The organism is Desulfuromonas svalbardensis (genome assembly GCF_055389415.1).
Map to the genome: position 1 here is coordinate 1,065,038 of NZ_AP042416.1, position 26,457 is coordinate 1,091,494.

Consider the following 26,457-nt stretch of genomic DNA (forward strand, 5'->3'; position numbering starts at 1 on the left):
CCTATGTTTAAGCCGCAGAACCACGTATGTAGCGGCCTCCAGGTTGTGATGAAGCCAGTCCTTCTAGCTCTAAGTGCAGCACGATAGCCGAAACCTCCATAGCTGTCAAGCCACTTTCCTGAGCGAGCTGGTCGAGATGGAGTGGTGTTGCATGGAGTAAGTCGAATACCTTGTTTTGTTCCGCAGTGAGTTTTGTTTGATCATGCTTCGGTGGTTGTTTTATGTGCTGAGGGTAGGTGTCGATGTGGCAAAAGTTTAAAATATCTTCTGCTTCGGTCGTTAATATTGCCCCCTGTTTAAGAAGTTGAAGGTTTCCTTGGCAGTACTTACTGAAAACAGACCCTGGTGCGGCATAAACATCACGCCCTTGTTCTAATGCGAAATCAGCGGTGATCAGGGAGCCGCTGGCAAGGGTTGCCTCAGCAATAAATACCCCGTGACTCAGGCCGCTGATGATACGATTGCGTGCAGGAAAGTGTCCGGGAAGGGGTTCTGTCCCTGGTGGGTACTCAGATATAATTGCGCCTTGGGTTTTAATTTGTTCGAATAGGGCGTAATTCTCTGGAGGATAGATGATGTCAATCCCACCGCCAAGAACCGCGATGGTTGATCCTTGCCCTGAAACGGCACCCGAGTGGGCGGCGGTATCAATTCCACGTGCTAATCCACTGACCACAGTAACACCGTAATTAGATAAGGTGGTGGCTGTTTCGTTGGCCAGCCTTCTGCCTTCTGCTGTTGACTTACGCGAGCCGACAATGGCAATGCGTAGCGTTTCCTGAATGGTGCCGCACACATAAAGGAGTGCCGGTGGGTCGTGGATGGTGCGTAGTTGGCTTGGGTAATGATCGTCCCATACGCTGATAATCTGACCTTGGAGTGCGATCAACTTGTCCCATGCGGCAATGAATTGCTTGTCTTCTTCTGCGGGTGGTGATCCGATTCGTAATGATTTTAACCCTGCGCAATGATGCCAATCTTGACGAGATTTAGCCAGCGCGGTATTGGCATCACCAAAGGCTTTAATGAGCTTGATGATTCCGACCCGACCGACCCCTTTCGTGAGGTGGAGACGTAGCCAGTCTTTCTGTTGTTGTATCTTCATTGCCACCTCCGGTTGGTTTTTGCTAATGTTAAGTTGAAAAGAAAAGGATTGAACGGTTGTCCAATCCTTTTCTTATGGTGAAGCGTATTGCGTGTAACTTAATTCATTTCAGTATAGATCAGGTCGCCACGGTGGATTGGTTCTGACGATTTAAGTATCAGAGCCGCTGCGACGCTGCGATCTGTTTTGATAACTACAGCGCGCCCGAGTAAGGTGTCAGGCAGAACAATATTGCGATCCTGAAGCGCAAGGGCACTGGCGTTACGTGGGCGAACAATCGTCAGCATGTTGCCAACCTCTAAGCCATCATCACTGCCCTTATCAATATAGCAAATGTCGTGTTGAGCGAACGTCAGCTTTTCAGGGTGGGCGGCAATAATGTAACCATCAAGAGGCTGCTGTGCGCGTTGCAGGACGATGGTTGTTTGTTGCTCAGGGACGGCTAATAAAATGGTGCCGCGAGTAATTTCGCCTACTGCGCGGGTGATGGTTCCAGAGTAAACCTGCTCATGGGCAGCGGTAAGTTGAGCTTGACCACGCCATGTGACTTGGTGTCCAAGTTTTTCATTTGTTTGTGGATGAGTGATCATCTTTCCAACTGAAAAAACACTGTATTCAGAGCCGACTTCAGCGGTGTTGTCCGTCATCTGAATAAACACCTCATCCCCTTGGGTCATCATGATGCGATTATCAACGGTGTCAACAATTCTGCCTGCGTTTTCGAGTGCGTCGATACTGATAAAACTATTGATGTCACCGTAAGCCTTAAAAGTAAGAACTTCTTCGGGGACGGGGAGCTTTTCTTTTGGCTGCTCTATAGCTGCGACGGCTTCTTCCTGTTGTTGATATTTGGGAAGTAGCTCAAGTCTGCCATCATAGATGGCAACTTTTTGGCCGGGATAGATCAGATGCGGGTTACGAATGAAGGGGTTGTTAGCCCACAGGTTTGGCCAATATAACGGATCGGTAATAAATCGCTGTGAGATCCCCCATAAGGTATCCCCCTTTTGGATGGTGTAAATACGGGGATTTTCTTTAGCACTGGCTACAGAGGGTAAAATCACTAAGCAGGCTAAAATAATCAGTTTGCGTAAACTCATGGTGATCTCCTTTTTTTGTTCACAGACAGCGTGGTATTTGTCTGTTTCAGTCTCGCGGAGACTGTGTATTTCGAAAGAATTTACTGCGCTAACGTATCAAGTAATGTTTGAGGAATCCGTTTGCGTGCCGCACTTTTTGGGTACTTCAGCTCAAGTTGACGTAGTAATTGTTGCGCTTGAGATTTTTGGCCGATCTGGGCGTAGATTTGTGCCAACTTAACCAGCGCATCCGGTGCTTTGTGCGCTTCGGGGTATTCCGTTACAACGGCTGAAAATGCTTCAACGGCCTGTTCTAAGTTGTTTTGGGCGAGTAGGGCCTCACCATTCCAAAAATAAGCATTGGAAATATAGGGGTTACGTGGATAGCGTTGAATAAATGTACTGAAGCCTTGAGTTGCTGCGCTATAGTCTGCGGCAGTATAGGCTGAGAACGCTTGCAAATATGTGTCGGTTGCCGACGGTTGAGTGCTGCCAGTACCTGAAGTGACGGTTACAGGGGGGAGACATTGCTCGTTTTGTAACGGTGTCGTGGGGTGCTTTTTTAATAAAGAAACTTCACGGCGTAACTCTGTTAGCTCATTTTGAGTGGTTTCTAGGGCTGTGGAGAGTTGCTGAACCGTTGTATCAAGAGCGACAAGTTGCTTTTCTTGGGCCATCACTTTTTGTTCAAGTGGGCGCGATGATGCAACCACGCTTCGTGATGGAGCAGTGGTGGGTGCGCAACCAGCGAACAGGGTAACGAATAAACAAGTGAGGATTAGTACCGTGCAACGCATGAAGCATGCCTTCCCGCTAAATGGAATAGATGAAAATCCCGCAATTTGATGGGGATAATGGATTGAATTAATGACTACTGCCGGCCGTCGATCTCTGGCTAGTCGCTGTCGGATTTGACGGGCCGTAGCGAGAAATTGAGAGCGATTAGTTCGCCTATTTGTCGAAAATTATCGGCAATATGGGCCAAGTCAGGCTATTTAACAGTAGGTCCATGTTAAGTCCGACAGTCTGCCTGTATAATGCAAAACATTCTAATTTTTATAGTCTTTTTCTAACCTTGTCAAGGACGAAACCGTGATTGTAGCGACCTAGGTAGGCGTAACCATTTCGTCTTTAAAATATCAAGGTCGAAGTCAATGCACGCATAGTATATAGTACGGCCGTTGGTTGTGAACAACTTAATGGGCTTCAATTGGTGTTGAAAGGGTGAAAATTAATGCAAAAGGTTGAATTGCTCGTCCCTGCGGGCGATATGGATAAATTAAGGGTGGCATTACGTTTCGGCGCCGATGCCGTGTATGTCGGTGGTGATCAATTTGGCTTGCGTGCCAGTGCCGGTAATTTCAGTTTAGAACGCTTGCAGCAAGCGGTTGAGGAAGTGCATTGTGTTGGTAAAAAGATTTTTTTGACCCTGAATGCCTATGTGAAGCCAAACGAATTTTACGCCTTAGATCTCTATCTCGACCAGTTATCCCCTCTAGCGATCGATGGTTATATTGTTTCCGATCCCGGTGTGTTGAGTCGCATCAAGAACAAAGACCCTCACCGGGAGATTCATCTCTCGACTCAGGCCAATACCATTAATGCTTCAGCGTGTCAGTTTTGGATGCAGCAAGGTGTTCAGCGAGTTAATTTGGCGCGAGAATTGGATTTGGCCGATATTTCCTCTATCCGTGACGAAACCGATATTGAGCTAGAAGTGTTTGTTCATGGTGCAATGTGTGTCGCCTACTCAGGGCGCTGCCTGCTTTCGACGGCTTTGACCGCCCGCAGCGCTAATGAAGGCGCCTGTGCGCAACCTTGCCGATGGAATTATCATCTTGTCGAAGAGAAGCGCCCCGAACAACAGTTTCCCATCGAGGAGGATGAGCACGGAACCTATATTATGAACAGCCGGGATCTGTGTTTACTCGAGCAGGTGCCGCAATTGATCGATTCAGGAGTGAATAGTTTAAAGATCGAAGGGCGCATGAAAACACTCTATTATGTTGCTGCAGTCACGCGGGTGTATCGTGCTGCCATAGATGGCTACCTTGCTGATCCGCAGAACTATCAATGTGATCCCCTTTGGCGCGAGGAACTAGAAAAAGTCAGCCATCGCCCTTACGCCACTGACTTTCTCCCTGTCGCCGATGCCGCTGTACACGCACAGGATTCAAGTTATATCCGAACGTATGATTTTATCGGTATTGTTCGTGAGATCGATGAGTGCAATCTTGCCCGTGTTGAAGGGCGTAATCGCTTTTTTGTCGGCGACCCTATCGAATTAATCGGGCCAAAGATGTGGCAGGTTTCCTTTACCGCACCCGCCTGTGTCGATAAAAATGATCAACCGCTCGCGGTAATTCAACCCAATGCTCAAGTGTGGATGGTGTTGCCTGCTGGGGCACAGGTTGGTGATATGCTGCGGCGATCAAAAGATAACTAAGAACTTTGGACTGGGATCAATGTTCCCAAGCCGACGGAGATTTAAATTTCATGTATCCTGAATCCTATGAGTCAACGCTCTATCTGCCCTTTAACGCGCAAAGTCTGAAAGACGAGTTTGAATTTCTCACACCCAATCGTGATCCAGCGATTTCAACAGATGACCTGTGGCTGGTATTTCAAGAGGGGTGTTTGCTCGTTGATGAATCAACGCGATCGATGCCATCAAAACGGCCAGAACAGGAAAGCTCTGCCCCTGTTTTTATCGGCTTATGGCAAGAAAAAGCGTGCCGTGTTGTGACATTATCCTTCACGTCATCAACACCTACTGGTTTGGTGCCCATTGATTTAATGGCCGAAAACCCAGATATAACCCTCGCATTGTTATCCCTTGCCGCCCTTGGTCAGCAGATGGTGCGTTGGCAAAAGAGTAGTCAACACTGTTCGGCGTGTGGTGGCCCAATGTCCTATTTGACAGGTCAATGGGGTCGTGAGTGCGGTACGTGCGGAAGACAGCATTATCCGCATATCCATCCGTGTATTATTGTGTTGATTACGCGCGGTGATGAAGTGCTGTTGACACGAGCGCCACATTGGGTCGCAGGCCGTTACGGTTTGGTGGCGGGATTTGTTGAGCCGGGTGAATGTTTAGAGGAGACTCTTGTTCGTGAGGTGAAAGAGGAGACGGGCATCGAAGTTGAAAATATCCGCTATGTTGGCAGTCAGGCGTGGCCGTTTCCCAGCCAAATCATGACTGGCTTTGTCGCCGAATATGCTGGCGGAGAACTGCAAGTAGATACCGATGAACTTGAGGATGCGCGCTGGTTCTCACGCGATGATCTCCCATCGTTGCCATCAAAGCGCAGCATCGCCCGATTCTTATTGGATCATTATTATTTGCCTAGATGACTGCCGGATTTGACGGGTCATGGTCAGAAATAATCTGGTCGGTAGTTTATTGCCAGATCCCAGCGCGGCTTCGCTTCGCAGTTGCTTCAAGGCGGATAAACTCTTTTTTATGGTTAAAGTCAAAGCGGCGATAGACCATGGCTCGCCCCTCCTCAAGTAGCAGTTGATTCAACATGCGTCCATCGGGCAGCCACACATAGGCAAGTGTCCGTCCGTAACGGTCGCGTTTGTCACCGCCAACCTGAATTTTAACCTGCTTCCCTTTACATAGATGGATTACCCGTTTCAGGGTTGATGCGGCACTGAGGCGCAAGTGATCTTGGTTACTGCAGCCGTGACGCAGGTATTTCCAGTCGCGGTCGGTTGGCTCTTTTTCAGGACAATCAACACCAATGAGGCGAATGGTGCCAATCCCTTGAACCTGAATTGTATCCCCATCGTTGACCCATGTGACCCGTCCCTGCCTGGCGTGTTGTCCGTTGGCCCAAAGTAGTGTTGGCGCAATGACTAGAAGCACTAGCGCTATGCTAAGTGCAGCACTGTATATGGGGGAGCGACTATCGTTGGTTAGCATGAGCCAAAATGCCCAGTAGAAAGATAACGTTCACCCGTGTCGCAGATCGTGGTTACTACCTGTTTCCCTGAACCTAGTTGCTCGGCAACTTGTTGTGCCGCAAAAATATTTGCGCCACTGGAAATACCACAAAAAACACCTTTCTTCGCCAGAGTGATAGTCGTTGAAATCGCATCGTCGTTACTGACTTTTATGATGTCATTGTAGATGGTTGTGTCGAGAACGTCTGGGATGAATCCTGCACCAATACCTTGAATCAGATGGGGCGCAGGAGGATTGCCAGACAGAACGGCTGAAGCCTCAGGCTCTACTGCAACGATTCGGACCTCTTTGTTTTGTTGCCGCAGATAATGACCAACCCCCGTGATGGTTCCACCTGTGCCAACTCCTGTGACAAATGCATCTACTTTGCCACCTAGTTGTCGGTGAATTTCAGGGCCAGTGGTGCGTTGGTGGGTGGCGGGGTTTGCTGGATTTGAGAACTGGTGGATTAAAAAATAGCCGTTTTCCGCACTGAGCTGTTCCGCTTTGGCAATAGCGCCCGCCATCCCTTTACTGCCAGGGGTTAAGATGAGCTCAGCGCCATAGACGTGTAATAGTTGTCGTCGTTCGACACTCATGCTGTCGGGCATGACTAGGACAACGCGGTAGCCTTTGACGGCACTGACCAATGCGAGGCCGATACCCGTATTGCCACTGGTTGGTTCGACGATCGTTGCCCCAGGAGAAAGAAGGCCATCCTCTTCGGCTTGTTCGATCATTCCGAGAGCGATACGATCTTTAACGCTACCTCCGGGGTTAGCACTTTCAAGTTTTGCCCATATTGCGGCACTGTTTTCTGTTTCCATCGCTTGTAAACGGATAAGTGGCGTGTTGCCTATCTGATCTAGAATTGTTGATTTATTCATCTCTATACCCCTATCCTTCAGGTGTTAGTTGATGGCGTCGCAAAAAGTCCGCCCACCTGCGTTGCAGCGTTTGTTCAAGACTTTGACATACAACAGGTATGCCTTCACCCTTGAACAACCACTACGCCTTTGTGGACGAAGTTTTTTCTTAGCCATATATTTCGTTTTTGCGAGACCATCTCAGTTGAGGGCTGCAGCGAGGGCGCTACTTTCATTTAATATTTCATCAACCATCTCTGTTGTGATGGCTGAGCCGATATGAAACATTTGTTGTGCTTTCTCTACGATGATCTCACTGGTATCGTTTTCAGAAGAACCCTTAATCAGTGCTGCGATGCGTACCGATAGCGGTGCTTCGTCCGATAGCTCATGGTGGCCCTTGATTGCATCGATCAGAGGTTGAGGGAACTCCCAATATTCAGCCATCTGAGCACCAAGGTGAGCATGGTTCATCTGGAGCTGATCCTGTTCTTGTTCTGTCAGGTCACACTGAGTGCAGCCGAGCCAACTCTGGTAGATGTCGCGATAGCGGTCTCCACCTGAATTGGCCAGTACGGGCACCGCCATATCTTGGAGTAGGCCGATGGTAAACACATCACTTTGAACATTCGGATGAAGAATGTTTGACAAGCCACGAGCCATAGCGGCACGCCGTGCCGAAATGGCCCAAAATTTTGACATGTCCAGCCATTGAGCCTGATTGCTTTTTGTTAGCCCATCTTTTACTGCCACCGAGAGGACTAAAGATTCAAGTCGACCTCGACCGAGAAGATTCACAGCGTGGCTAATGTTATTGACCTTGTGAGACAGTCCAAAAGCAACGGAATTAACCGTTTTTAGTACCCGAACATGTAAACCCGGATCAATTTCTAACGATGAGGCCAGTTCGTTGATTGAAACCTCAGGATCACGCAATTTGCTGAGAATATTGAGCACCGTAGAGGGGAACGTCGGGATGTCGTATTGTGCCAACAACGCATCGGACTTCTTTTTTTTATTAAAACCAAACATCAGGACCCTATCAGTCGCCGCGGCGTGCCAGCTTATTAGAAAAAATTGAAAGCAATCCGCCGAGCATAATATAGCCCGTTGAGACTTCAATCATAGTCAAAATTTGCCCCGCTAAACTTTTTGGTACGGCATCGCCAAAGCCAAGGGTGGTCATGGTGACAACACTAAAGTAAAGCGGCGAGATCGCTGTGGTATAGGGGCCATAGTCGATGCCAACCAAGGTGTACAGGTAAGAAAAGACAACCAGTAGGAAGCCGATACAGCAACACCAACGAAACATGCTCCGACCACAGTCACAGGTAATACACCATGGGTAATAGACTAGGCTGGATACTTTACTGTAAGAGCGAAATTCCATAATGAAATTTTGGTCGATAATTTCTTGGCGTACCATATAACCACCCGCAAAATTAATATCACGGATATCGACACCAATCCAATCGGCTGATTTAAAACCACGGATCATTCTCAAGCGCAAATGGCGCAAATCTGCGTTACGGAAGGTAGTGTTAACCACTTTCGACATGGAGATGTCGGCGTAACGAAGATCAGATTCTGATAGGTCCGCGTGAGACAGATCGGCTTCACGTAAGCGGCTATGGTTTAAATTAACACAATGGAGATTGGCACCAATAAGGCTGGCTTGTGAAAAACTGGCCTCCTCAAGATTGGTTTGGAAAAGACTCGCGTTGTTTAGGTTCGCGCGACCAAATCCCGCCCGGCGGCAGTTTGCACCATCGAAGTTAGCTCCCTCTAGGTTGGTAGCTGAAAGCTCTGCTCCTTCAAGGTTAGCATCCTGAAAGTTCGCGCCACGAAGATCGGCCTGAAAAAATTGCGCTCCACTGAGGTCGCGACCGGCAAGGTTCACCTGCCGCAAGTCCATACCATTGAGGACTGCACCACGCAAATCACCTGTTAGGTCAGGCTGGAGATTTTTATCTATTACGTCATGTGACTGTGTCATAAGTGCTACCAATTAAAAGGGCCACAAAGTTATTAATAACGCTATAGTAAAGCCTAATTTGTGTCAAATGGCAAACGCGATGGTTGGTGGGATTTAACGGGTAGTGTCAGGCTGATACTGTTGTTGCTTTTCATCGAGCAGGGTGCTAAATGGAATTCCTTCGCTTAGTGTGTAACCGCAGCCCTCGGGCAACGCGCCACCGCAAAAGAAGATGGCCTTGTTGGGGAAGTCGCGACATAGTTGCGGTCGGTTTTCGTAGTCTTGACATCGGTTGTCGCTGCCAAGTTTGGTGCAGTTGAAGACCAAGAGCCGCTGCGGGTCGCGGCCACTGATTTCAAAACGGCTAAATTCTGGATGGCTTTTTACTAATGCTTTAAAGTCGCGCTTAGAACGAAGCCAGTTTTTGCCTGATTGGAGTTGTAATCGACGGCAACACGCACCACATTGGCGGCATTGCCCCGTTAAAATCAACTCTTTACCTGAGCGGCGCAGTCGCCAGTGCCGCCACCATCCCGAAATAGATAGCATCTACAGATTTAATTTTTTAGCAACAAAATCGATATCTTTGTCACCGCGACCACTTAAGTTGATCAGGATTCTCTTCCCGGGCATCTGTGGCGCAACACGCATGGCGTAGGCGACAGCATGAGCACTTTCAAGGGCCGGGATAATTCCTTCTGTGCGCGATAAGGCTAAAAAGGCTTCGATGCACTCGGTATCTGTAGCGCTGTGGTAATTAACGCGACCGATATCTTTTAGGTGGCTGTGTTGTGGGCCAACGCCGGGGTAGTCAAGACCCGAGGCAATGGAATAGACAGGCAGGGGTTCACCCGCATCATCTTGTAATACATAGCAGCGCATGCCGTGCAGTACGCCTGGAGAGCCAAGGGCCATGGTTGCCGCGTGATCAGGGGTGTCGAGTCCTAAGCCTGCTGGTTCAACGCCAACCAACTCAACCTCATCGTCAAGAAATGCCGTGAAGAGACCAATTGCGTTACTGCCGCCACCCACGCACGCAACGAGGGTGTCGGGTAGCTCGCCAGTCATCTCTTGAAATTGCTGACGCGCTTCAATGCCGACAATTTGCTGAAAGTCACGAACCATCTGTGGGAAGGGGTGAGGACCAACGACTGAACCAATAGCGTAGAAAAAGTGTTGTGGATCTCTTAGGTACTCTTCAAAGGCGCTATCTACGGCATCTTTGAGGGTTTTTGTTCCGCGTTCGACGGAGATCACCTTTGCGCCCATGATTTTCATGCGAGTCACATTGGGAGCTTGCTTGGCAACATCTACCGCGCCCATATGGATCTCGCAGTCAATGCCTACCAGTGCACAGGCTGCCGAGAGGGCAACACCATGTTGGCCTGCACCTGTTTCGGCGAGTATTTTAGTTTTACCCATCTTTTTAGCTAAAAGTGCTTCACCAAGACAATGGTTGATTTTATGCGCGCCAGTATGATTTAGATCTTCCCGTTTCAGGTAGATCTCAGCACCACCGAGTTGAGCACTGAGGCGGCGACAGAAGTAAACAGGGCTGGGGCGACCAACATAATGACGTTGTAGATCGTGTAATTCCTGTTTGAATTCGTCAGAATCTTTAATCTCGTTATAAGATTGATAGATCTCATCCATTACCTGCTTGAGCTCTGGTGGAATCTCTTGACCGCCATAGTTACCGAAAAAACCTTCAGCTGTTGGAGCGTTGCTATTGTCGGGTGTTTGATTCATTGAATTAACTCCTTAGTTGGGCCCATGGCATTTTGTGCGACGGCGGTCTTCACGTTGCTGTTGATAGTCTGAGGGGATGTATTTATTGTATGCCATGCGGATGCCGAGTACGAACAAGGCACTACCGACACCAATAATAGCGCTGTAAAGGGGTGGTGAAATCAATGCGACCCGAATAATAAGGGTGGCAATGGCGAAGCCACTATTGCGAAAAGCGACGCGGTAACATGAACCATAGCGCATTGAGATCAGCATGATGAGGATATCGCTGAAAATAAGTAGGGTGTAGAATGACTCAAAGGTCTTGTTTGGTAGACCATAGAACAGAGAAGACCACCAATTCATTCCTAAGATAACTAAGAAGCCAGCGAGCATCACTAAGGCAATTAACTTTTTTATGATAATAAATGTTGCTGTATCTCGTTCGTCATTGTTAAGGGGTTTTTGTTCAATTTGGCGATAGTAAAAGCTTAATATGATGAAAATGAGTAACGACCCCAGAGCAAGAGCGCCGATGTCGACCATAAAAAGGGACACTTCGCTCCAAATGATCGGTTCGTGGAGTGTTGAAATCTCTTTGAAAATATTGCGCAACAATACCAGCGATAGAATTTCTACCTGTTTACCCACCGAGATTGAGACGGAATAAACAAGGCTAAATAGTAAGCTAAGAACCTCAAAGGCAAGTAATACTGTGAACACCAGTTCGATGGCTTCGAGGTGATTGGTTGGCGTGAGCGCGGCAACGGCTTCAGGTAACATGTTGAAGCGGTTGAGTTGAATCCCTGCAAGGCCGAAGATGAAGACAAGAACAAGTAGGTTGCCAACATTGCGCTGACCTTTGACCCCTTCAAAGGCGTGTTCTATTTTATCAAAAACGTGATTAACTGACGTGTGAAATGGGTGGAGAACCATTGTTCTCTCCTCGTCTTAGTAGGGAAGTTGGTGCCGCAGGACACACAGAACGATGAGGTCTTTCTCTTCAGTCTCGATGAGGAATTTTTGGCGTGCCTGTTCGGGGTATTCAGCCTCAACCAGTGCCTCGCCGTATTCAGTTCCTTTTTGATAATGCACTTCAAACGTGGTCATGGGATATCACTCATTTCATTCAGAGGTGTTTCAATACGTTAACCAGCGCCTCAAAGGGGGCACTGGTCAACTGTATGTATTCTCAATTACTTAGCAGGAGAAAACTCGTTGCTAGTAAAGTTCTGTGTAGCAAAGTAGTCCGCCTCTGTTTCAGCACGACGGATCAGTTCAACGCTACCGTTGCTGCGCAGTAGCAACTCTTGTGGACGTAAGCGGCCATTGTATTGGAAGCCCATAGCGTGCCCGTGTGCGCCGGTATCGTGGATAGCAAGCAGATCGCCCTCATCAATTTTTGGTAGTTGACGCTGAACGGCAAACTTATCGTTGTTCTCACACAGTGAGCCGACAACATCATAGGTGGTGTCAGCAGCTTGATCCTCTTTGCCGACCACATCAATGTGATGATACGCCTCATACAGTGCTGGCCGCATTAACGCTGACATGCAGGCATCGACGCCCACATACTGGCGATAGGTATCTTTAAAGTTGATCGCCTTAGTGACCAAGCAGCCATGAGGTCCAGTCATAAAGCGACCGCTCTCCATGTACATGCGCGGGGCAAAACCGTGCTCAGCTTTAAACGCATCAAACAAAGCGGTGATCTCTTGAGCCATGGTGTCAATATCCAAAGCGCTTTGCTCAGGCTGGTAAGGGATACCGAAGCCGCCACCGATGTTGACAAATTCAAACTCAATGCCTAACTCGCTCTTCACCAGCTCAGCAAGAGAGAGAACCATACGTGATGTTTCCACCATGTAGCTGTAGTCTAACTCGTTTGAAGCGACCATGGTATGCAGACCAAAACGGGTTGCACCACGTTGTTGCGCCTTACGGTAGGCTTCAACAACCTGTTCGTGACTAACGCCATATTTTGCTTCAACAGGGTTGCCGATGATCACGTTACCGGTACGGCGTGGCCCTGGATTGTAGCGGAAGCAGATCAGCTCAGGAAAATTAGGAACTTTGTCGATCAGTGAAATATCGTCAAGATTGAGGATACAGCCCTCACCTTGTTCAGCAAAAGCAAATTCCTCATCACTGGTGTTGTTGGAGGTGAACATGATCTCCTCCAACCCTGCGTTGAGTTCACGGCTCATAATTAGCTCAGGGATCGAACTGCAATCAAAACCGAAGCCCATCTCTTTCATGATTTCTAAAATGCGCTTATTAGGCAGAGCTTTAACGGCAAAGTACTCGCGAAAACCGTCAATGCCAGAAAAAACTTGCTTTAGGTGCTCGCCAGTCTCACGAATACCTTGCTCATCGTAAATGTGAAAAGGGGTGCCGTAGTGTGCAGCAATTTCAGGTAGTGCTTTAAATAGACGTTGTTTAAAACCCTCAGACATGGGCATGGGTTGATCTCCTTTTAGTATTAAATTTATCCGCACTGTATACAGTGCAGTGAATGTGAAAAATTATAATCAAGTATAATAGATAAAATGATAGGGCGAGTGCAATAGATTTTTTTGCTGTGGCGGCAGCGGGTGGTGTTTTAACTTAAATTCGTTTGCTCCAGTAACCCGCTAGCAGTGATCCTGAAATGTTATGCCAGACACTAAATACCGCTCCGGGGAGAGCTGACAGTGGGGCAAAATATTTGCTCGCCAGCGCGACACCTAAACCGGAATTTTGCATGCCGACCTCGATGGCGATGGTACGTGCGACCTTTTTGTCAAACTTCATTAACCGGGCTGCGCTGTAGCCGATACACAAACCGATACCATTGTGGAGGATGACGGCGACAAAAACGAGGACGCCAACGGTAACGAGGTTTGTTCGATTTAAAGCGACAACGATGGCGATGATGGTAACGATTGCAATCATGGAGGAAAGAGGAATCCAGGGTTCAACTCGCTGACGTTTTTCACCGAGTACTCTGTTGAATAGCACACCAAAAAGCAGAGGGATGAGGACCATCTTGGCGATGCTGATTAACATTGCTGTTGCTGGAACGGGAACCGTTTGACCGACGTAAAGTAGGGTGAGGTATGGCGTTGCTAGTACGGAAAGTAGTGTTGAGGTTAGGGTCATTGTGATGGATAAGGCAACATCTCCCTTGGCTAGAAAGGTGATGACATTTGATGCTGTACCGCCAGCCACGCTGCCAACGAGGACCATTCCAGCCATCAGTTCGGTGGGGAGTCCAAGAAGACGTGATATGAGGTAGGCCGTGGCAGGCATAATTAAATATTGTAAGCTAACGCCGAGGATAATTGCTTTGGGCCGAGTCAGCGCGCGCACTAAATCACTGGGTGTCAGGGTGATCCCCATCGAGAACATGATAAAGGTCAACAGGGGGATGATGTAGGGCTTAAGAGCGATAAAATAGTGTGGGGCAAAGAAGGCGAGAGCCGAACAGAGCAGTGCCCACAGTGGAAAAAGAAAGGTGATGGTTGCTAGCATGGATGTTCCTTTGTGCTGGGCCAATTTAGCCTGCAAGGCTATCAGCCTTTCATTGTCTGGTCCATTTTATCTTATGATTTTTATTTTTAACGCAACAAAGCCGATTCGGAGGAGGCGTCCAAATCGGCTTTGTTTTATTTATAACTAGGAAGAAAGGAGGTTTATCAAGTCTCGCCTGCCACAACAAGCCTTGATGGTTGTTACTTTAACAAACCAAATTATCTTCGCCTACGGTCACACCCGTATAAGTTTGACACCTAATTAACGCATCGTTTCTGTGTGGTTGCACAGTACGATGTGCCACTATTTTGGTGTATTCAGTCGCTCAGGTCGGGAGACCTCCTTAACTCAGCCGATGAAAGAATCTCCTCCTCGTCTTTTCTGACTCTCTTTAACACGTCACTGCGAGATCGTAATCTTCTCGGTCTTCGAGCTTGAGAGCGTTTAATTCGGCAAGGTCTGGGGTTTTGTTTGCTTCAATTTGGTTGGTCAAGGTTTTCATTTCGGTCTCTATAGCGTTACGCCTGTTGTTCGGCATCGAGGTTGTTGACGATCCGATCCGCTATTTTTAAAATTTCAAGTTCAACATAATCGTAGCGTGAGACTGAGTGATGGTTGCTGATAATCTGCGCAACCTTTTCGATCTTCTCAGCAGGGAAATCGTTCTCTTCTAACAGTGTTGTCGCAATCGGCGGGCCATACTGTTCTTGTGTTTTGCCATTGTTGTAGCCGAGTTCTGATTCAGATGGCTTGATACCAACATCATGTAAGATGGCGCTGGCAATCATGATCTCTTCATCGGCTTCAGGAGTGTTCTCAACCGTTTGCTCGGCATATTTCAGCACTTCAATGGCATGGTTAATTCGGCGGTAGTCGTGCTCAAAAAAACCGACCATCGCTTTAATTAATCGTCCTTTGATCTGCTCGTTCTTCATGGTGTCAATCTCTCCTGTTGCTGTTGGCTCGGCTCACGTGTTTCATCTGCTGATCCCATATCGTGTAGATAGAGGCTCTGGCTTGGGAAGGCCAGTTCCATTTTGAGGTCGGCGACTATATCCATGATTTTTAGACAAACATCTTGACGCGCTTGGAGGTATTCGCCCCAATTGGTGGTTGAGGTGAAACAATAAACAAGTATGTCAAGAGTCGAGGCACTGAAAGCGGTGAAGTTGACCAACATAAAGTCTTGGTTGATGGTGGGGTTCTGTTCAAGCATGGTGCGGATGGCCGTCACGGCATCACGCATCTGTTGCGGGCTGCTGTCATAGGATACGCCAATGGTCATTTTGATGCGTCGCTTTGGCATACGGCTGAAGTTGTTGACTGCCGTGGTCGCAATAATATTGTTGGGTACGGTGATCATGGTTTTGGCGAAGGTGCGGATTTTTGTCGAGCGAAAGCCGATCTCTTCAACAACCCCTTCAAGGTCGCCTGTTTTAACCCAATCGCCGACACGAAATGGTCGATCGAGGAGAATCATGATCGAACCGAAAATGTTCGATAGGGTGTCTTTGGCCGCCAAAGCGACGGCTAAGCCACCAATCCCAAGCGAAGCAAGGAGTCCCGAGATCGAATAGCCGAGGTTTTGAATAACGAGAATAATCGCCAGTACGACGATGAAGCCGCGCGTTGTTTTGCGAATAAATGGCAGTAGGTGCTCATCCAGTGGCGAGCCTGTTCTTCTTGCCCAGCGCGCTGTGGTTTGTTCAAGGATGTCGACGGCATTAAATAGCACCCAGGCGATATTGAAGGTGAATAACCCTTTGACCAGAGATTGCCCCAGCTGCTGAAGATTGATGGGTTCCGTCGGCAATTGTAATACTTGCAAGGCGATAAAGAGGCCGCTGATGAGTACTAGTAGTTCAAGGGGACGGCGAATGCTTTGCAGTAATAGATCATCAAAGGTATTTTCGGTGCGATCAACGAATGGGAAAATGACGCGCGACAGGAGGCCACTGAGTAGTTTCTTGAAGATTAGGCAGATCAGTAAAATGGCACCAGCGAGGGCGTATTGTTTAACGCTGATACCGAAAAAGACGAGATTAAACCACGGATGAAGTTGTTCCATAATATCCTCAGATCAAGGGTGAGAGATCATCAGGTAGTATAGGTGAGGTGGTCGATGCCGGCAACCGTTTAAGGTCGAATCAGCAGATTTGCTCGGGGACAGCAGGGTGCTGTCCCCGTTTTGGTGCATTATTTTATCTTGTCGAAGCAGGCATCAATGTGTGCTTTGCTGCACTCTGTCTGTTGGTTGATATTAAAAAGAACCGTGACAATAATTGCCGCGGGCAGGGCAATCACCAGAGGATCAACCACTGTCCACAGGGTTCCTTCGGCAAGGGAATCGACACCAAATAGGTTGCGGCAAAGAAGTAACGGTTTTGACTCTTTAATGTGGATAAAGAATAGCCAGAAGACACTGACGAGGGTGCCCGTGAAGAATCCCGCCCAAGCACTGCGGCGTGTCATGTTCTTACAGTATAGCGCACCAAAGTACATGGGGAGAAATGCTGCGGCGCAGATACCGAAGAAGATGGCCGTACCGCGAGCAATAATTGCTGTTCCACCCTCAAAAAATGTTGGTAACGCCCAAGCTAAAATGTAGCTGATTAAAATTGCAAACAGGATACCCACTTTAGTTAGGACGATGGTGTTACCTGTTTGGCCGAGAGCTTTTTCGTAGATGTCGCGGCCAAGAGCTGCGCCCATGGCATGAAATTGTGAACTCAAGGTGCTCATGGCTGCCGAAAGGAGGGTGATCATGAACAAGGCGGTAAACCATTGTGGCATGGCCGCACTAATATAGAGCGGAATGATTTGCGCCACATTTTTGTCTGCGGCGATGAGAGAGATTTTGCCTAAAGTGTCGGGGTTCTCATAGTAGAAGAATACGTTTGATAGCGGGCCGATGACAAATGAAACACCGACGACAACCAAGATGAAAATTCCACCAATCAACACTGCGCGGTTGAGTTCGCGATTACTTTTAACTGTCATGAAGCGGACAATAAGTTGCGGTTGGGCCAAGACACCGATGCCCACCCCAAGAATGATGGTGGTGACCACAACTAGCCAATATTCCGAGCCGAAGGCGGGAAAGTTGGTCCAGCCAGTATGTCCTTTGGCGCCAAAGATGGTGATGGCGATCTCTTTCATGCTCGTCAATTTTTCATGAGCTGTGATGATGCCGCCTAGTTTGTAATAGGTGACGCAGAGCAGAGTTACCATGCCTAAAAACATGATACTTCCCTGAAAAGCATCGGTGTACATCACCGCTTTGAGGCCGCCCATAATGACGTAGATGGCGATAATGATGGTGAGAAAAAACAGGGCGATATTATAGTCAATGGCAAGGATTTGGGCGACAAATTTTGCCCCGCCCATCAGCACCACGCTGGCATAAAGTGGCATGGCGATAAAGATTAGAGTTGCCATCGCACCCTGAAGGCGGGTGGATTGAAAGCGCATACCGACTAATTCGGGAAAGGTGTGGGCGTTAAGATTGAGGCCCATAATCCGAGTTCGCCGGCCGAAGAATACAAAGGCGATAAATATACCGATAATGATCGTCAGAAAGGTGAGCCATTGTAGGCTCATACCAAATACCGCTGCGGCACCACCAAAACCGATGATGGCAGATGTGCTGACAAAGGTTGCGCCGTATGATATTGCCATCACAAACGGGTGGATCTCTCGGCCCGCGATAAGGTAGTCCGACGTGCTGGTGGTGGTGCGCCATGCGCGTAGCGATAAAAAGCCAATAATGGCGAGATAGACAACAACAACGCTGGTGAGTAAAGGGATGCTCATGTTTTGTTCTCCGTGGTGCAGTGGTCGTTTATATAAAATCAGATCCAGGCAGGTTGATGTTGAACGATTAGAGTTGTTTTTCGACTTCGGCTTGCTCTTTATCCCACTGTGCTTCACGCGCCAACTCTTCCTTGGTGATATAGCCTTTGTTCCAGTTTCGAATACCATAGATCACACAGACGATGGTGCTTGCCAGTGTTAAAATAAGTCCGAGAGGAACCATTGTGCCTTCGAGTCCAAGCATTTTAGTCATCCTTGTAATTGATTGACGATTGTGGTGATTTGTGTTTACAGAAAACTGTCAAACGTTGTATCTTCTTATTTTATATAGGAATTTTGATAAATTATCCAATTGAACCTTTCGAATGGAGCGTTCGATATTTTCGAACGATTAAACGATGGAACTCTATCAATTGCAATCTTTTGTTGTTATTGCTCAGACTCAAAACCTAACGCGGGCGGCGAAAACTCTTAATTTAAGCCAGTCGGCCTTATCCAGTCAGCTCAAAGCATTGGAAGAGGATTTAGGGATGGTATTGTTTAAACGCGGCGCTCGCGGAATGCGTTTGACTCTGCAGGGGGAGCAGATTCTTGAACATGCGACGACGGTGTTAGCTTCTGTGCGCGAGTTGAGGGAGCAGGCGCAATCATTACATCATCAAGCCGGTGAGATGGTGACTTTGGGCCTAAACGCCAGCCCCGCCTTTTTGCGTATTGCCGATATTAGCCGCCGGTTGGGCCAACTGCATGGTGAAGTACAGCCGGTGTTTCAAATTAGTCAAACGATCAACACCGCCCAGATGTTACGTGATGGTCAAATTGATGTTGGATTTTGTTATGGTCGAATGAATGAGGGCGATATTGTTCATCAAGTGGTGGCTCAGGTGCGTGTGTGTGTGGTGGTTCCCACGCGGATGGTTGCCGATATGAGCCAACTTGATTGGTCAGGACTTGCTGATCTACCGTGGATATGGGTCGGCAACGATTGCCCATTTTATACCATGCTAATGGAGCGCTTAGAGCGGCAACAGTTGATGCCACATCGGCGAATTATCGCTGTCGACGAGCAGATCGTTCGTGAGCTGGTTGCTGATGGTCAGGGTGTTGCAATGATGCGTGAAGATGAAGCACTGCCGTTGGTAAAGCGGGGGCGGGTGAAAATTTGGGAGCCCGGCTGGCTGACTTTACCGCTGGGGATTGCGTGGTCAAGCAAGAATGCCAGCCAGTCGCGTATTCGCGCCGTGGTCGATATGGTGCAACAGGTATGGCAGACCGTTGACGAGGGCAGTGGCCACTCGCAAGAAAGTCCTTACTGGTTGTAACGGCGTTGCGATTTCGGGCGGTCTAAAGCTCTGGATTGATTCCAAGTTGTGATAATGTTTTAAGTACATCTTTGGCATTGAACCCTTCGGCGAAGCAGCCGCAATCACAATAAGGCTCAAACGCATTAACCTGCTTGAGGAGGAGTTCAACAATACTAAGTTTATCGCTGAATTGATCAGAATTGTTCGCTACCTGCTGTAGCGGGGCAACGAGGTTAAGGGGCAGTTCACCATTGTCATATTCTTCAATGATTGATTGAGTCAAACGTTCAAACAGGTCCATTGTGAGCTCCTTGTTGCATCTTTTGTTTCAATTCGTTATAACCAGCTCACTACGATGACCTATTAACTGTTCTTTTGCAATAACCGATCGATCCTACTTTCGATTTGGAGAATCTTTTATGGTTGGATGTCAACACTTAAATCGTCCGTTGGTAAGTTGTTCATTGTTGATGTTATTTGCCGTAACGGGGTGTAGTGATCAGGTTTCATCAAAAAGATTGAAGACACAATTAAAGCAAAAAAATACTCCAATGATTATTGATGTTCGCAGTCAGGGAGAGTATCAAAATGGCCATATCCCTGGTGCTGTCCATATCCCATTTTGGGCTGTGATTCTGCGGCGCCAACAGATTGTCACCTCTGAGAAATCGCCCGCTGTGATCTATTGTGAATCGGGTAGTCGTGCAGTGCTGGCAAGAGGGTTGCTGTCTTTGGTGGGTAAAAAGCCGGTTCAACTTTTGGATGGTCATATGATGACGTGGCGGCGAAACGGCTTTCCGTTGGAGCGTTAAGGGTTATATTGAGGTTAAGCTGTGCATCAGCACAGTCTCACGATGTGGCTCGACCATCGGATAAATGCGAAAGTGACGGTGTTCGTTGTTGATTTGCTTTGCTAGAGTCACGACCATCAAAGCTTGGCGTGGCAGGCAAGTTTTGATACCTCCTTTCTTCCTAATAGTATATTAAACAAAGCCGATTCGGATACCTCCTCCGAATCGGCTTTGTTGCGTTATGTTGATTTATCTCGTTATACAGAAAAAGAGGTTCAGAGTGGAATGGTTGCTCGATTACGGTGTGATCGGTTTGTTTTTTGCGGCATTTCTAGCCGCCACAGTCCTACCATTAAGCTCTGAATTTATGCTGGGCCTATTAGTGGCCAATGGTGCCGATCCTGTTTTAGTGGTTACCGTGGCAACAGTTGGCAACGTGCTTGGCTCACTGACCTGCTATGCTCTCGGCTGGTGGGCCAGTCAGCCTGTGTTGCAGCGCTGGCTGAAACTTTCAGATCGAGAGCTTATACAGGCTCGTGATCGTTTTAATCGTTATGGTAGTGTGAGCTTATTGTTGGCGTGGGTTCCCGTGATCGGTGATCCGCTAACTGTTATTGCTGGTGGGATGCGAACGCCTCTTTGGTTGTTTATGGCGTTAGTCACCGTGGGCAAACTCGGCCGTTATCTGGTGGTTGTCGCGATCTTATAGTGGTGCGAGCTTGAGCTCCTCAACAGAGCGGTTGCTTGTGTTGTTCTCTTGCTGCTCCATGTTCAATTGGCAGCTGAGGCACACCATTAAGATCAATAGTAATACGATCCATATTCCTTTCATGTTTGTTCCCCCTCCCTAAAGCAAGAATTAGATTACCCCTTTTAATTGCGTTGCAGAGATTCAACTACAAAATCTGTTTGCAAAACAGATGCAGATACTTTAAAAATCAAGCAGTACAGTTTTCTAGGAGGGGCGATGAAAGAGGAACGGTTTCGTTATCAACATGTGGAACACTATATCTTGCAGATGGTTGAAAACCGTACGATTAGCGTTGATGGAAAATTGCCGTCATTACGCCAATTAAGTCAGCGATTACAGGTATCTATTTCAACTGTAAGTCAGGCGTATGTCGAGTTGGAGCGGCGTGGTATTATTCAGGCACGAGATCGGTCGGGATTTTATCTCTTGCCTACACAGCCACAGTTGCCTGAACCGCAAGGACCAGCGATCTTAGATTTGCAACCGAGGATGAGCAATCGCCATCAATTAACGCGCGAAGTTCTGGATACTTTAGGTCAACATGATCTTTTGCCACTGGGGGTAATTTGCCCCGATGCATCGCTGTTGCCTGCTAAAATGTTAACCCGTTTAATGACCCAGCAATTGCGTGCCAACGATGCCGAGGGGATTGCCTATAGCGGCATTAGTGGCGATACTTATTTGCGGCAACAAATCGCTCTACATGCTCTATCAATAGGAATACAGGTCAATGCTGATGAGGTGATTATTACCTGTGGTGCTATGGAAGCTGTGTTCATTGCTTTACGCACCTTGACCCGTCCCGGTGATACCGTTGTCATTGCATCACCAGTGTACCACTGTTTTTTACAACTGCTTGAAAACTGTGGCTTGCGCGCCGTTGAATTACCCAGTGACCCGCAACGGGGGATTTGTCCAGGACAGCTTGAAAAAATACTTCAACGTCATGAGGTTAAGGCGTGTATTCTTGCCGCAAATTTCAATAACCCTGATGGCAGTCAGTTGGATGATGCAAGCAAGCAGCAGGTTGTTGAACTCTTGGCAAATTATGATGTGCCCTTGGTTGAAGATGATGTTGGCGGCGACCTTCATTTCACCGACCATAGACCGACAACACTCAAGCAGTTTGATCGGCACAATGGTGTCATTCACTGTAACTCGTTCTCAAAAACACTGGCTCCAGGTTATCGTCTTGGTTGGATGCTGCCAGGGCGCTATTATAATAAAGCCCTCGAAGTGAAATATACCACCAACGTGTGTTGTGCTACGCCAACCCAAAAAGCCGTAGCAGCCTATCTCGATGGTGGTTATTACACGCGACAGCTGCGAACCTTACGTCATGCATTACAACAGCAAATGAGAACCATGCAGCTGGAATTGAGCCGCCATTTTCCGATTGGAACCAAGGTTACTCGGCCTGGCGGTGGTGGCGTATTGTGGTTAGAGTTGCCCGATAGCGTTGATGCAACTGAATATTTTTACCGTGCACGGGAAAACGGGATTGGTATTGCACCGGGGCCAATTTTCACCACGCAAGAAAAATACGCCAATTTTATCCGTATTAGTTGTAATGGGGTGTGGGATGATCGTTTAGCGCAAGGGGTAGCTCTTCTTGGGCGGTTAGCGCATGAGATGGTGAAAATCTAGAGGTGAGCCGTTACTTCTCGGCTGTACCAAAATATCTTGTGAAGTTGCAGGAAGTTGTGCTACCAAAGCAGAAGTCAATAAAAGATGGAAATACGAATATGGATTGGGAATAGCTTTAATTTGGAGGGTTGTTAAATGGATTATTGTTCGCCGCACCAATTTGAAAATGTCGTTGTTACCTGTAAAGCGAATCTTTATTTCGATGGTAAAGTGGTTAGCCGCAGTGTGGTTTGCGCTGATGGGCAAAAAAAAACCCTCGGAATTATTTTTCCGGGAACGTATAAATTTGATACTGATGCCGCCGAGCGAATGGAAATTATCGCTGGCTCCTGTCGCGTAAAGATTGCTGGGCAAGGAGAGTGGATCGGTTTTGAAGATGATAATTGGTTTGATGTGCCAGCAAACTCTTATTTTGAAATTGAAGTCAGCGATGGTGTTACCGAATATGTGTGTTCGTATAAATAAAATGACATCACTTTGATATGCTTGCTGCTGTTTAGCTGTGGAGATTATTTATGTTAGAAATTGGCCGCGTTCATACGTTACCGATTAGTCAAATCGACGAAAGTGGAGCCCATTTGCCTTTTGGCGATGAGATGCTGTTGTTGCCGCACCGCGAAGTATTGCCAACGATGCATGTTGGTCAGGAGTTGGACGTCTTTGTTTATCGCGGTCGTCAAGACCGTCTCGTCGGGACCCTTACCCCGCCAGCTGCTCAGGTTGGTGAATTTGCGATGTTGCGGGTCAGTCAGGCCAATAACTTTGGTGCCTTTTTAGATTGGGGCCTCGATAAGGAATTGCTTGTTCCCTTTAGCGAACAACCTGATCGAATGAGCATTGACCGCTATTATTTGGTGCGCGTCTGCATAGATAATACCGGACGTTTGATCGGCAGTGCTCGAATTGATCGCCATTTGGAAATCGAACATCTTGATTTAACTGTCGGCCAAGAGGTTGATCTGCTGTTGTGGAAGTTAACGGATCTTGGCGCTAAAGTGATCATCAATAATCGTTATGGTGGCTTACTCTATCGCGATGAATTAACCAAAGATATGGGCCGTGGCATTACCGTTAAGGGCTATATAAAACGTGTTCGTGAAGATTACCTGATTGATGTAACTTTGAAAAAAGTTGGCAAGGCAGGTCGAGAGGATGCGCGCCAATTTTTACTCGAATATTTGCAGAGTGAAGGTGGCGTTGTGGCTTTGACCGATAAAAGTTCGCCCGGGGAAATTGAGGCGTTACTTGGTTTAAGCAAAAAAGCGTTTAAACGAGCCGTTGGCGCTCTGTACAAGGAGGGCTTGATTGTCCTCGAAGATCAACAGATTCGTCTCAAATAGCCCCCGTTGGTGTTTGTGGTATTAAGATGTTTGTGCTTTGAACCCGTTTTCGAGCAGGTCAGTTAATCGATCTGCCGAAACGGGCGCGCTGTAGAGAAAACCTTGGATCTCATGGCACTGCCGTTCTTTAAAGAAGTGTAGTTGCCCCGAGGTTTCGACCCCTTCAACTATGATATTCAGTTCAAGCGTCTTCCCCATGTCGATGATCGCTGATGCGATGGCAGCATCTTGGCTGTTTGTTTCGATATCAATCACAAAAGAACGGTCAATTTTAAGCGAGGAAATTGGGAACCGCTTTAAGTGCGCTAATGATGAGTAGCCTGTGCCAAAGTCATCAATCGCCAAGTGGACACCTAATTTTTGAATGGCCGTTAGGATGTTGTGTGCCGATTCAGGATTCTGCATCACCACAGTTTCCGTCACTTCTAGTTCAAGTAGATCAGCATCCAGCCCTGTCTCAGCAAGAATGTTGGTCACCGTTGCTAAGAAACTGTGGAATTGTAGTTGGTAGCCTGAAACATTGACTGCCACTCTTATGCCCGGTAACTCCGCTTTTTCCCATGCAACACTTTGTCGGCATGCTTGGCGCAATACCCATTCACCAATGACATTGATTAATCCAGACTCTTCAGCGAGCGGGATGAAATCGCCCGGCATAATTTGTCCAAGTTGTGGGTGTTGCCAGCGTAAAAGAGCCTCAACCGAGTTGATCTTGCCGCTTTGAATATTGACCTTTGGCTGATAAAAAACCTCTAGCTCATCGTTGTCGAGGGCGTGATGAAGGGCATTGAGTAGCTGTAGGTGGTTGTCACGTTTTTGATCCATACTATCGGTGTAAAATTGAATATTGTTTCGACCGCTTGTTTTGACATGATAAAGGGCCAGAGAAGCCATTTTGATGAGAATTTCAGGATCGTTGCTGTCATGGGGGAATAGCGAAAGGCCAACACTCGATGTTAAATAGAGTTCGTGATTCTCGATCTGCATGGGGGCAGCGAGTACTTTGCTTAAGTTGTTGGCCAACTGATCAACAATCAATACGCTGTCAACATTGACAAGCATCACAATAAATTCATCTCCTGCAAGGCGACCGACAACATCAACTTCACGTACATTGCGCATGAGTCGATGAGCAAAGAGTTTTAGCACCAAGTCACCTATCGCTGTGCCAAGGGTATCGTTAATCATTTTAAAGCGGTCAATATTGATGACGGCAAAACCTATATTACGTTTATCGCGTTTAGCCATCAGCGTCGCTTGGCTGGCACGTTCTATAAAACTATTGCGGTTTGCTGTGCCAGTGAGGTGATCAAAGTTGTTAAGCTTGTCGAGTTGTTGCTGCGCTTTATTAGTTTCAGTGACATCACGGAATATCCCCCACAGTAAAGTAGATTCTTCCGAGTTGTCCTGAGTGACGCTGCCGAGAATGTGTACGTGATGTTGCTGCTCGGATGGTGTAAGTGAAAATTCACCCAATTCAAAGAGACCTTTGTCCTCAAGGTTGTTTAGGTGGTCTTTCCAACGGACGAGGTGATTGTTGTCGATGAGTTGATGAATGTTTAACTGGGCGTTGCTTTTATTTAGATTGAGTGCATTTTTGCAGGCTTGATTGGCGTATTTGAGGGAGCCATCGGCACTAAAGCTAAAAATGAGATCGTTGGCATTGTCGAGAAAATTGTTTAATTGATTTGCCCACTGGTTCGCTTCGTTTGAGTGGCGACGCAATGCTTGCATCAAAAAGGTACAAATGAAGGCAACCGTGGTGTTGATAAAACTGACCCAAAACCACAGCAGTAATAAGAAGATTGAATCTTGGCTACCTGTCTCAGCAGAAATCGGCCGGTAGATATAGGGCAGAATGTCATAATAGCCAGCAATGAGTACCCAACCATAAAATAGGGCATTGAGAGCACCAATACCGAGTACATCGCGGCGGTTCTCAAGTAGAATCGCAGCTTCAATGGTGGTAACCATATAGAGTGGCCACAGCCAACTTGAACCACCGCCTGTGAAGTGGATAAGCACCGTAATAACGATGATATCTAAGAGGATATGGATGTGGTCGATATAGAGAAAATGTTCAATGCGGTGGTAATAAAAACGATAGACAAGATTGTATAGGCTGACCGTAGACAGGGTGCCAAGCAGTAGGGATAGTTGTAGAATGCTGAGGTGAAAGCTGGAATCACTATTGAATAATAATAGCCCTGATGTGATACAAAAAAGGACCACTGCACTAAGGATTTGGGTGCGAACCCCAACGATCAGCCGCGTGCGCTCACGGCGTGAAGTGAGTTCAGTGGCTGGGCTGTTGTGTGCTGTTGACGTGGGTGCTAGTGGCATGGGCGCTCCTAGTTCCTTTGGCTTTGTTAACGCAAGGCAGTGTGGCTACCATATACATTACTAGAATTCTATAATCGTAGCGGTTGAAAAGCAAGGCATTGCTTGGGTCCCGCTTATATATTGTCAGTGTCGAGGTGTCATAATTAATTTAATATAGCGAATTGATGCCGTCGGCATCGTTGCAAATCTATCCTGATGAATGTAGATTGAAAGAAAGTAGTCGTTGTTAAGGATTGTAGTGTCGAAAAAGATA

28 protein-coding genes are annotated in these 26,457 nt (G+C 47.4%); 8 read left to right on the forward strand and 20 right to left on the reverse strand.

Translation table 11 applies throughout. From position 1 onward, the window contains the following. Nucleotides 1-7: 7 nt before the first annotated feature. From dprA to ybgF, 3 genes are all read right to left on the reverse strand, one after another. Nucleotides 8-1,105 (reverse strand): DNA-processing protein DprA, encoded by a 1,098-nt coding sequence (gene dprA / locus ACZ5KY_RS04730; RefSeq protein ID WP_464242752.1) that lies wholly within the window; start codon nt 1,103-1,105, stop codon nt 8-10. 98 nt (nt 1,106-1,203) lie between these two features. Then, nucleotides 1,204-2,205: a LysM peptidoglycan-binding domain-containing protein gene (locus tag ACZ5KY_RS04735; RefSeq protein ID WP_464242753.1), complete on the reverse strand. Its 1,002-nt coding sequence runs from the start codon at nt 2,203-2,205 to the stop codon at nt 1,204-1,206. 80 nt (nt 2,206-2,285) lie between these two features. Then, nucleotides 2,286-2,981, reverse strand: a complete 696-nt coding sequence (ybgF, locus tag ACZ5KY_RS04740) for a tol-pal system protein YbgF (RefSeq protein WP_464242754.1) — start codon at nt 2,979-2,981, stop codon at nt 2,286-2,288. Between the two features lie 437 nt (nt 2,982-3,418). Between ybgF and ACZ5KY_RS04745 the strand changes: the two genes are divergently transcribed. Both ACZ5KY_RS04745 and nudC read left to right on the forward strand, forming a co-directional pair. After that, nucleotides 3,419-4,630, forward strand: coding sequence for a peptidase U32 family protein (locus ACZ5KY_RS04745; protein WP_464242755.1), 1,212 nt, complete (start codon nt 3,419-3,421; stop codon nt 4,628-4,630). Between the two features lie 50 nt (nt 4,631-4,680). Beyond that, nucleotides 4,681-5,538 carry an NAD(+) diphosphatase gene (gene nudC / locus ACZ5KY_RS04750; RefSeq protein ID WP_464242756.1) on the forward strand — a complete coding sequence of 286 codons (858 nt, stop codon included), beginning with the start codon at nt 4,681-4,683 and terminating at the stop codon, nt 5,536-5,538. A gap of 46 nt (nt 5,539-5,584) precedes the next feature. On the opposite strand, the gene ACZ5KY_RS04755 is transcribed toward nudC, so the two are convergent. The 14 genes from ACZ5KY_RS04755 to ACZ5KY_RS04820 all read right to left on the reverse strand — a co-directional run bounded on the left by ACZ5KY_RS04755 (nt 5,585) and on the right by ACZ5KY_RS04820 (nt 18,272). Beyond that, the gene (locus ACZ5KY_RS04755; RefSeq protein ID WP_464242757.1) at nt 5,585-6,112 is read right to left on the reverse strand and encodes a thermonuclease family protein; all 528 of its coding nucleotides are present in this window, start codon (nt 6,110-6,112) and stop codon (nt 5,585-5,587) included. After that, nucleotides 6,106-7,020 carry a cysteine synthase A gene (cysK, locus tag ACZ5KY_RS04760; RefSeq protein WP_464242758.1) on the reverse strand — a complete coding sequence of 305 codons (915 nt, stop codon included), beginning with the start codon at nt 7,018-7,020 and terminating at the stop codon, nt 6,106-6,108. The genes ACZ5KY_RS04755 and cysK overlap by 7 nt, the downstream gene beginning before the upstream one ends. A gap of 180 nt (nt 7,021-7,200) precedes the next feature. Further along, nucleotides 7,201-8,031 carry an HDOD domain-containing protein gene (locus ACZ5KY_RS04765; RefSeq protein ID WP_464242759.1) on the reverse strand — a complete coding sequence of 277 codons (831 nt, stop codon included), beginning with the start codon at nt 8,029-8,031 and terminating at the stop codon, nt 7,201-7,203. A 10-nt stretch (nt 8,032-8,041) separates the two neighbouring features. Further along, nucleotides 8,042-8,995: a pentapeptide repeat-containing protein gene (locus ACZ5KY_RS04770; protein ID WP_464242761.1), complete on the reverse strand. Its 954-nt coding sequence runs from the start codon at nt 8,993-8,995 to the stop codon at nt 8,042-8,044. A gap of 93 nt (nt 8,996-9,088) precedes the next feature. Then, nucleotides 9,089-9,523 carry a YkgJ family cysteine cluster protein gene (locus ACZ5KY_RS04775; protein ID WP_464242762.1) on the reverse strand — a complete coding sequence of 145 codons (435 nt, stop codon included), beginning with the start codon at nt 9,521-9,523 and terminating at the stop codon, nt 9,089-9,091. Beyond that, a complete protein-coding gene (gene trpB / locus ACZ5KY_RS04780; protein ID WP_464242763.1) occupies nt 9,524-10,723 on the reverse strand; it encodes a tryptophan synthase subunit beta in 1,200 nt (399 codons plus the stop codon). Between the two features lie 12 nt (nt 10,724-10,735). After that, on the reverse strand, nt 10,736-11,638 hold the full coding sequence (locus ACZ5KY_RS04785) for a hypothetical protein (RefSeq protein ID WP_464242764.1): 903 nt from the start codon (nt 11,636-11,638) through the stop codon (nt 10,736-10,738). Between the two features lie 15 nt (nt 11,639-11,653). Further along, the gene (locus ACZ5KY_RS04790) at nt 11,654-11,812 is read right to left on the reverse strand and encodes a hypothetical protein (protein WP_464242765.1); all 159 of its coding nucleotides are present in this window, start codon (nt 11,810-11,812) and stop codon (nt 11,654-11,656) included. 86 nt (nt 11,813-11,898) lie between these two features. Further along, on the reverse strand, nt 11,899-13,164 hold the full coding sequence (lysA, locus tag ACZ5KY_RS04795; RefSeq protein WP_464242766.1) for a diaminopimelate decarboxylase: 1,266 nt from the start codon (nt 13,162-13,164) through the stop codon (nt 11,899-11,901). A 145-nt stretch (nt 13,165-13,309) separates the two neighbouring features. Further along, a complete protein-coding gene (locus tag ACZ5KY_RS04800; protein ID WP_464242767.1) occupies nt 13,310-14,215 on the reverse strand; it encodes a bile acid:sodium symporter family protein in 906 nt (301 codons plus the stop codon). Nucleotides 14,216-14,733: 518 nt separating this feature from the next. After that, nucleotides 14,734-15,150: an HD domain-containing protein gene (locus ACZ5KY_RS04805; protein ID WP_464242768.1), complete on the reverse strand. Its 417-nt coding sequence runs from the start codon at nt 15,148-15,150 to the stop codon at nt 14,734-14,736. After that, nucleotides 15,147-16,283 (reverse strand): mechanosensitive ion channel family protein, encoded by a 1,137-nt coding sequence (locus ACZ5KY_RS04810; RefSeq protein WP_464242769.1) that lies wholly within the window; start codon nt 16,281-16,283, stop codon nt 15,147-15,149. The genes ACZ5KY_RS04805 and ACZ5KY_RS04810 overlap by 4 nt, the downstream gene beginning before the upstream one ends. Before the next feature lie 128 nt (nt 16,284-16,411). Beyond that, entirely contained in the window at nt 16,412-18,028 is a 1,617-nt protein-coding gene (locus ACZ5KY_RS04815; RefSeq protein WP_464242770.1) for a sodium:solute symporter family protein, read from the reverse strand. A gap of 67 nt (nt 18,029-18,095) precedes the next feature. Then, complete coding sequence (locus tag ACZ5KY_RS04820; protein WP_464242771.1) at nt 18,096-18,272, reverse strand: symporter small accessory protein; 177 nt, start codon at nt 18,270-18,272, stop codon at nt 18,096-18,098. A 154-nt stretch (nt 18,273-18,426) separates the two neighbouring features. On the opposite strand from ACZ5KY_RS04820, the gene ACZ5KY_RS04825 reads away from it, so the two are divergent. After that, entirely contained in the window at nt 18,427-19,350 is a 924-nt protein-coding gene (locus ACZ5KY_RS04825; protein WP_464242772.1) for a LysR family transcriptional regulator, read from the forward strand. A gap of 22 nt (nt 19,351-19,372) precedes the next feature. Here ACZ5KY_RS04825 and ACZ5KY_RS04830 read toward each other — a convergent pair whose 3' ends face one another. Next, entirely contained in the window at nt 19,373-19,633 is a 261-nt protein-coding gene (locus ACZ5KY_RS04830; RefSeq protein WP_464242773.1) for a GSU3529 family protein, read from the reverse strand. Between the two features lie 118 nt (nt 19,634-19,751). On the opposite strand from ACZ5KY_RS04830, the gene ACZ5KY_RS04835 reads away from it, so the two are divergent. Continuing rightward, nucleotides 19,752-20,144: a rhodanese-like domain-containing protein gene (locus ACZ5KY_RS04835; protein WP_464242774.1), complete on the forward strand. Its 393-nt coding sequence runs from the start codon at nt 19,752-19,754 to the stop codon at nt 20,142-20,144. A 259-nt stretch (nt 20,145-20,403) separates the two neighbouring features. Further along, nucleotides 20,404-20,832, forward strand: coding sequence for a YqaA family protein (locus ACZ5KY_RS04840; RefSeq protein ID WP_464242775.1), 429 nt, complete (start codon nt 20,404-20,406; stop codon nt 20,830-20,832). On the opposite strand, the gene ACZ5KY_RS04845 is transcribed toward ACZ5KY_RS04840, so the two are convergent. After that, on the reverse strand, nt 20,827-20,955 hold the full coding sequence (locus ACZ5KY_RS04845; RefSeq protein WP_464242776.1) for a hypothetical protein: 129 nt from the start codon (nt 20,953-20,955) through the stop codon (nt 20,827-20,829). The two genes, ACZ5KY_RS04840 and ACZ5KY_RS04845, sit on opposite strands and share 6 nt — an antisense overlap. A 135-nt stretch (nt 20,956-21,090) precedes the next feature. On the opposite strand from ACZ5KY_RS04845, the gene ACZ5KY_RS04850 reads away from it, so the two are divergent. The 3 genes from ACZ5KY_RS04850 (at nt 21,091) to ACZ5KY_RS04860 (ending at nt 23,861) form a co-directional block, all read left to right on the forward strand. Next, the gene (locus ACZ5KY_RS04850) at nt 21,091-22,521 is read left to right on the forward strand and encodes an aminotransferase-like domain-containing protein (RefSeq protein ID WP_464242777.1); all 1,431 of its coding nucleotides are present in this window, start codon (nt 21,091-21,093) and stop codon (nt 22,519-22,521) included. Nucleotides 22,522-22,656: 135 nt separating this feature from the next. Then, nucleotides 22,657-22,986 (forward strand): pyrimidine/purine nucleoside phosphorylase, encoded by a 330-nt coding sequence (gene ppnP / locus ACZ5KY_RS04855; RefSeq protein ID WP_464242778.1) that lies wholly within the window; start codon nt 22,657-22,659, stop codon nt 22,984-22,986. A 50-nt stretch (nt 22,987-23,036) separates the two neighbouring features. Continuing rightward, nucleotides 23,037-23,861 (forward strand): CvfB family protein, encoded by an 825-nt coding sequence (locus tag ACZ5KY_RS04860; RefSeq protein ID WP_464242779.1) that lies wholly within the window; start codon nt 23,037-23,039, stop codon nt 23,859-23,861. A 21-nt stretch (nt 23,862-23,882) separates the two neighbouring features. Here the strand turns inward: ACZ5KY_RS04860 and ACZ5KY_RS04865 are convergent, their stop codons facing one another. After that, complete coding sequence (locus ACZ5KY_RS04865) at nt 23,883-26,204, reverse strand: putative bifunctional diguanylate cyclase/phosphodiesterase (RefSeq protein ID WP_464242780.1); 2,322 nt, start codon at nt 26,202-26,204, stop codon at nt 23,883-23,885. Between the last annotated feature and the right edge of the window lie 253 nt (nt 26,205-26,457).

What these genes read in the sequence shown, in the direction of transcription:
- dprA (WP_464242752.1), bottom strand. Translation starts at nt 1,105, where the DNA reads ATGAAGATACAACAACAGAAAGACTGGCTACGTCTCCACCTCACGAAA.
- ACZ5KY_RS04735 (WP_464242753.1), bottom strand. Translation starts at nt 2,205, where the DNA reads ATGAGTTTACGCAAACTGATTATTTTAGCCTGCTTAGTGATTTTACCC.
- ybgF (WP_464242754.1), bottom strand. Translation starts at nt 2,981, where the DNA reads ATGCGTTGCACGGTACTAATCCTCACTTGTTTATTCGTTACCCTGTTC.
- ACZ5KY_RS04745 (WP_464242755.1), top strand. Translation starts at nt 3,419, where the DNA reads ATGCAAAAGGTTGAATTGCTCGTCCCTGCGGGCGATATGGATAAATTA.
- nudC (WP_464242756.1), top strand. Translation starts at nt 4,681, where the DNA reads ATGTATCCTGAATCCTATGAGTCAACGCTCTATCTGCCCTTTAACGCG.
- ACZ5KY_RS04755 (WP_464242757.1), bottom strand. Translation starts at nt 6,112, where the DNA reads ATGCTAACCAACGATAGTCGCTCCCCCATATACAGTGCTGCACTTAGC.
- cysK (WP_464242758.1), bottom strand. Translation starts at nt 7,020, where the DNA reads ATGAATAAATCAACAATTCTAGATCAGATAGGCAACACGCCACTTATC.
- ACZ5KY_RS04765 (WP_464242759.1), bottom strand. Translation starts at nt 8,031, where the DNA reads ATGTTTGGTTTTAATAAAAAAAAGAAGTCCGATGCGTTGTTGGCACAA.
- ACZ5KY_RS04770 (WP_464242761.1), bottom strand. Translation starts at nt 8,995, where the DNA reads ATGACACAGTCACATGACGTAATAGATAAAAATCTCCAGCCTGACCTA.
- ACZ5KY_RS04775 (WP_464242762.1), bottom strand. Translation starts at nt 9,523, where the DNA reads ATGCTATCTATTTCGGGATGGTGGCGGCACTGGCGACTGCGCCGCTCA.
- trpB (WP_464242763.1), bottom strand. Translation starts at nt 10,723, where the DNA reads ATGAATCAAACACCCGACAATAGCAACGCTCCAACAGCTGAAGGTTTT.
- ACZ5KY_RS04785 (WP_464242764.1), bottom strand. Translation starts at nt 11,638, where the DNA reads ATGGTTCTCCACCCATTTCACACGTCAGTTAATCACGTTTTTGATAAA.
- ACZ5KY_RS04790 (WP_464242765.1), bottom strand. Translation starts at nt 11,812, where the DNA reads ATGACCACGTTTGAAGTGCATTATCAAAAAGGAACTGAATACGGCGAG.
- lysA (WP_464242766.1), bottom strand. Translation starts at nt 13,164, where the DNA reads ATGCCCATGTCTGAGGGTTTTAAACAACGTCTATTTAAAGCACTACCT.
- ACZ5KY_RS04800 (WP_464242767.1), bottom strand. Translation starts at nt 14,215, where the DNA reads ATGCTAGCAACCATCACCTTTCTTTTTCCACTGTGGGCACTGCTCTGT.
- ACZ5KY_RS04805 (WP_464242768.1), bottom strand. Translation starts at nt 15,150, where the DNA reads ATGAAGAACGAGCAGATCAAAGGACGATTAATTAAAGCGATGGTCGGT.
- ACZ5KY_RS04810 (WP_464242769.1), bottom strand. Translation starts at nt 16,283, where the DNA reads ATGGAACAACTTCATCCGTGGTTTAATCTCGTCTTTTTCGGTATCAGC.
- ACZ5KY_RS04815 (WP_464242770.1), bottom strand. Translation starts at nt 18,028, where the DNA reads ATGAGCATCCCTTTACTCACCAGCGTTGTTGTTGTCTATCTCGCCATT.
- ACZ5KY_RS04820 (WP_464242771.1), bottom strand. Translation starts at nt 18,272, where the DNA reads ATGCTTGGACTCGAAGGCACAATGGTTCCTCTCGGACTTATTTTAACA.
- ACZ5KY_RS04825 (WP_464242772.1), top strand. Translation starts at nt 18,427, where the DNA reads ATGGAACTCTATCAATTGCAATCTTTTGTTGTTATTGCTCAGACTCAA.
- ACZ5KY_RS04830 (WP_464242773.1), bottom strand. Translation starts at nt 19,633, where the DNA reads ATGGACCTGTTTGAACGTTTGACTCAATCAATCATTGAAGAATATGAC.
- ACZ5KY_RS04835 (WP_464242774.1), top strand. Translation starts at nt 19,752, where the DNA reads ATGGTTGGATGTCAACACTTAAATCGTCCGTTGGTAAGTTGTTCATTG.
- ACZ5KY_RS04845 (WP_464242776.1), bottom strand. Translation starts at nt 20,955, where the DNA reads ATGAAAGGAATATGGATCGTATTACTATTGATCTTAATGGTGTGCCTC.
- ACZ5KY_RS04850 (WP_464242777.1), top strand. Translation starts at nt 21,091, where the DNA reads ATGAAAGAGGAACGGTTTCGTTATCAACATGTGGAACACTATATCTTG.
- ppnP (WP_464242778.1), top strand. Translation starts at nt 22,657, where the DNA reads ATGGATTATTGTTCGCCGCACCAATTTGAAAATGTCGTTGTTACCTGT.
- ACZ5KY_RS04860 (WP_464242779.1), top strand. Translation starts at nt 23,037, where the DNA reads ATGTTAGAAATTGGCCGCGTTCATACGTTACCGATTAGTCAAATCGAC.
- ACZ5KY_RS04865 (WP_464242780.1), bottom strand. Translation starts at nt 26,204, where the DNA reads ATGCCACTAGCACCCACGTCAACAGCACACAACAGCCCAGCCACTGAA.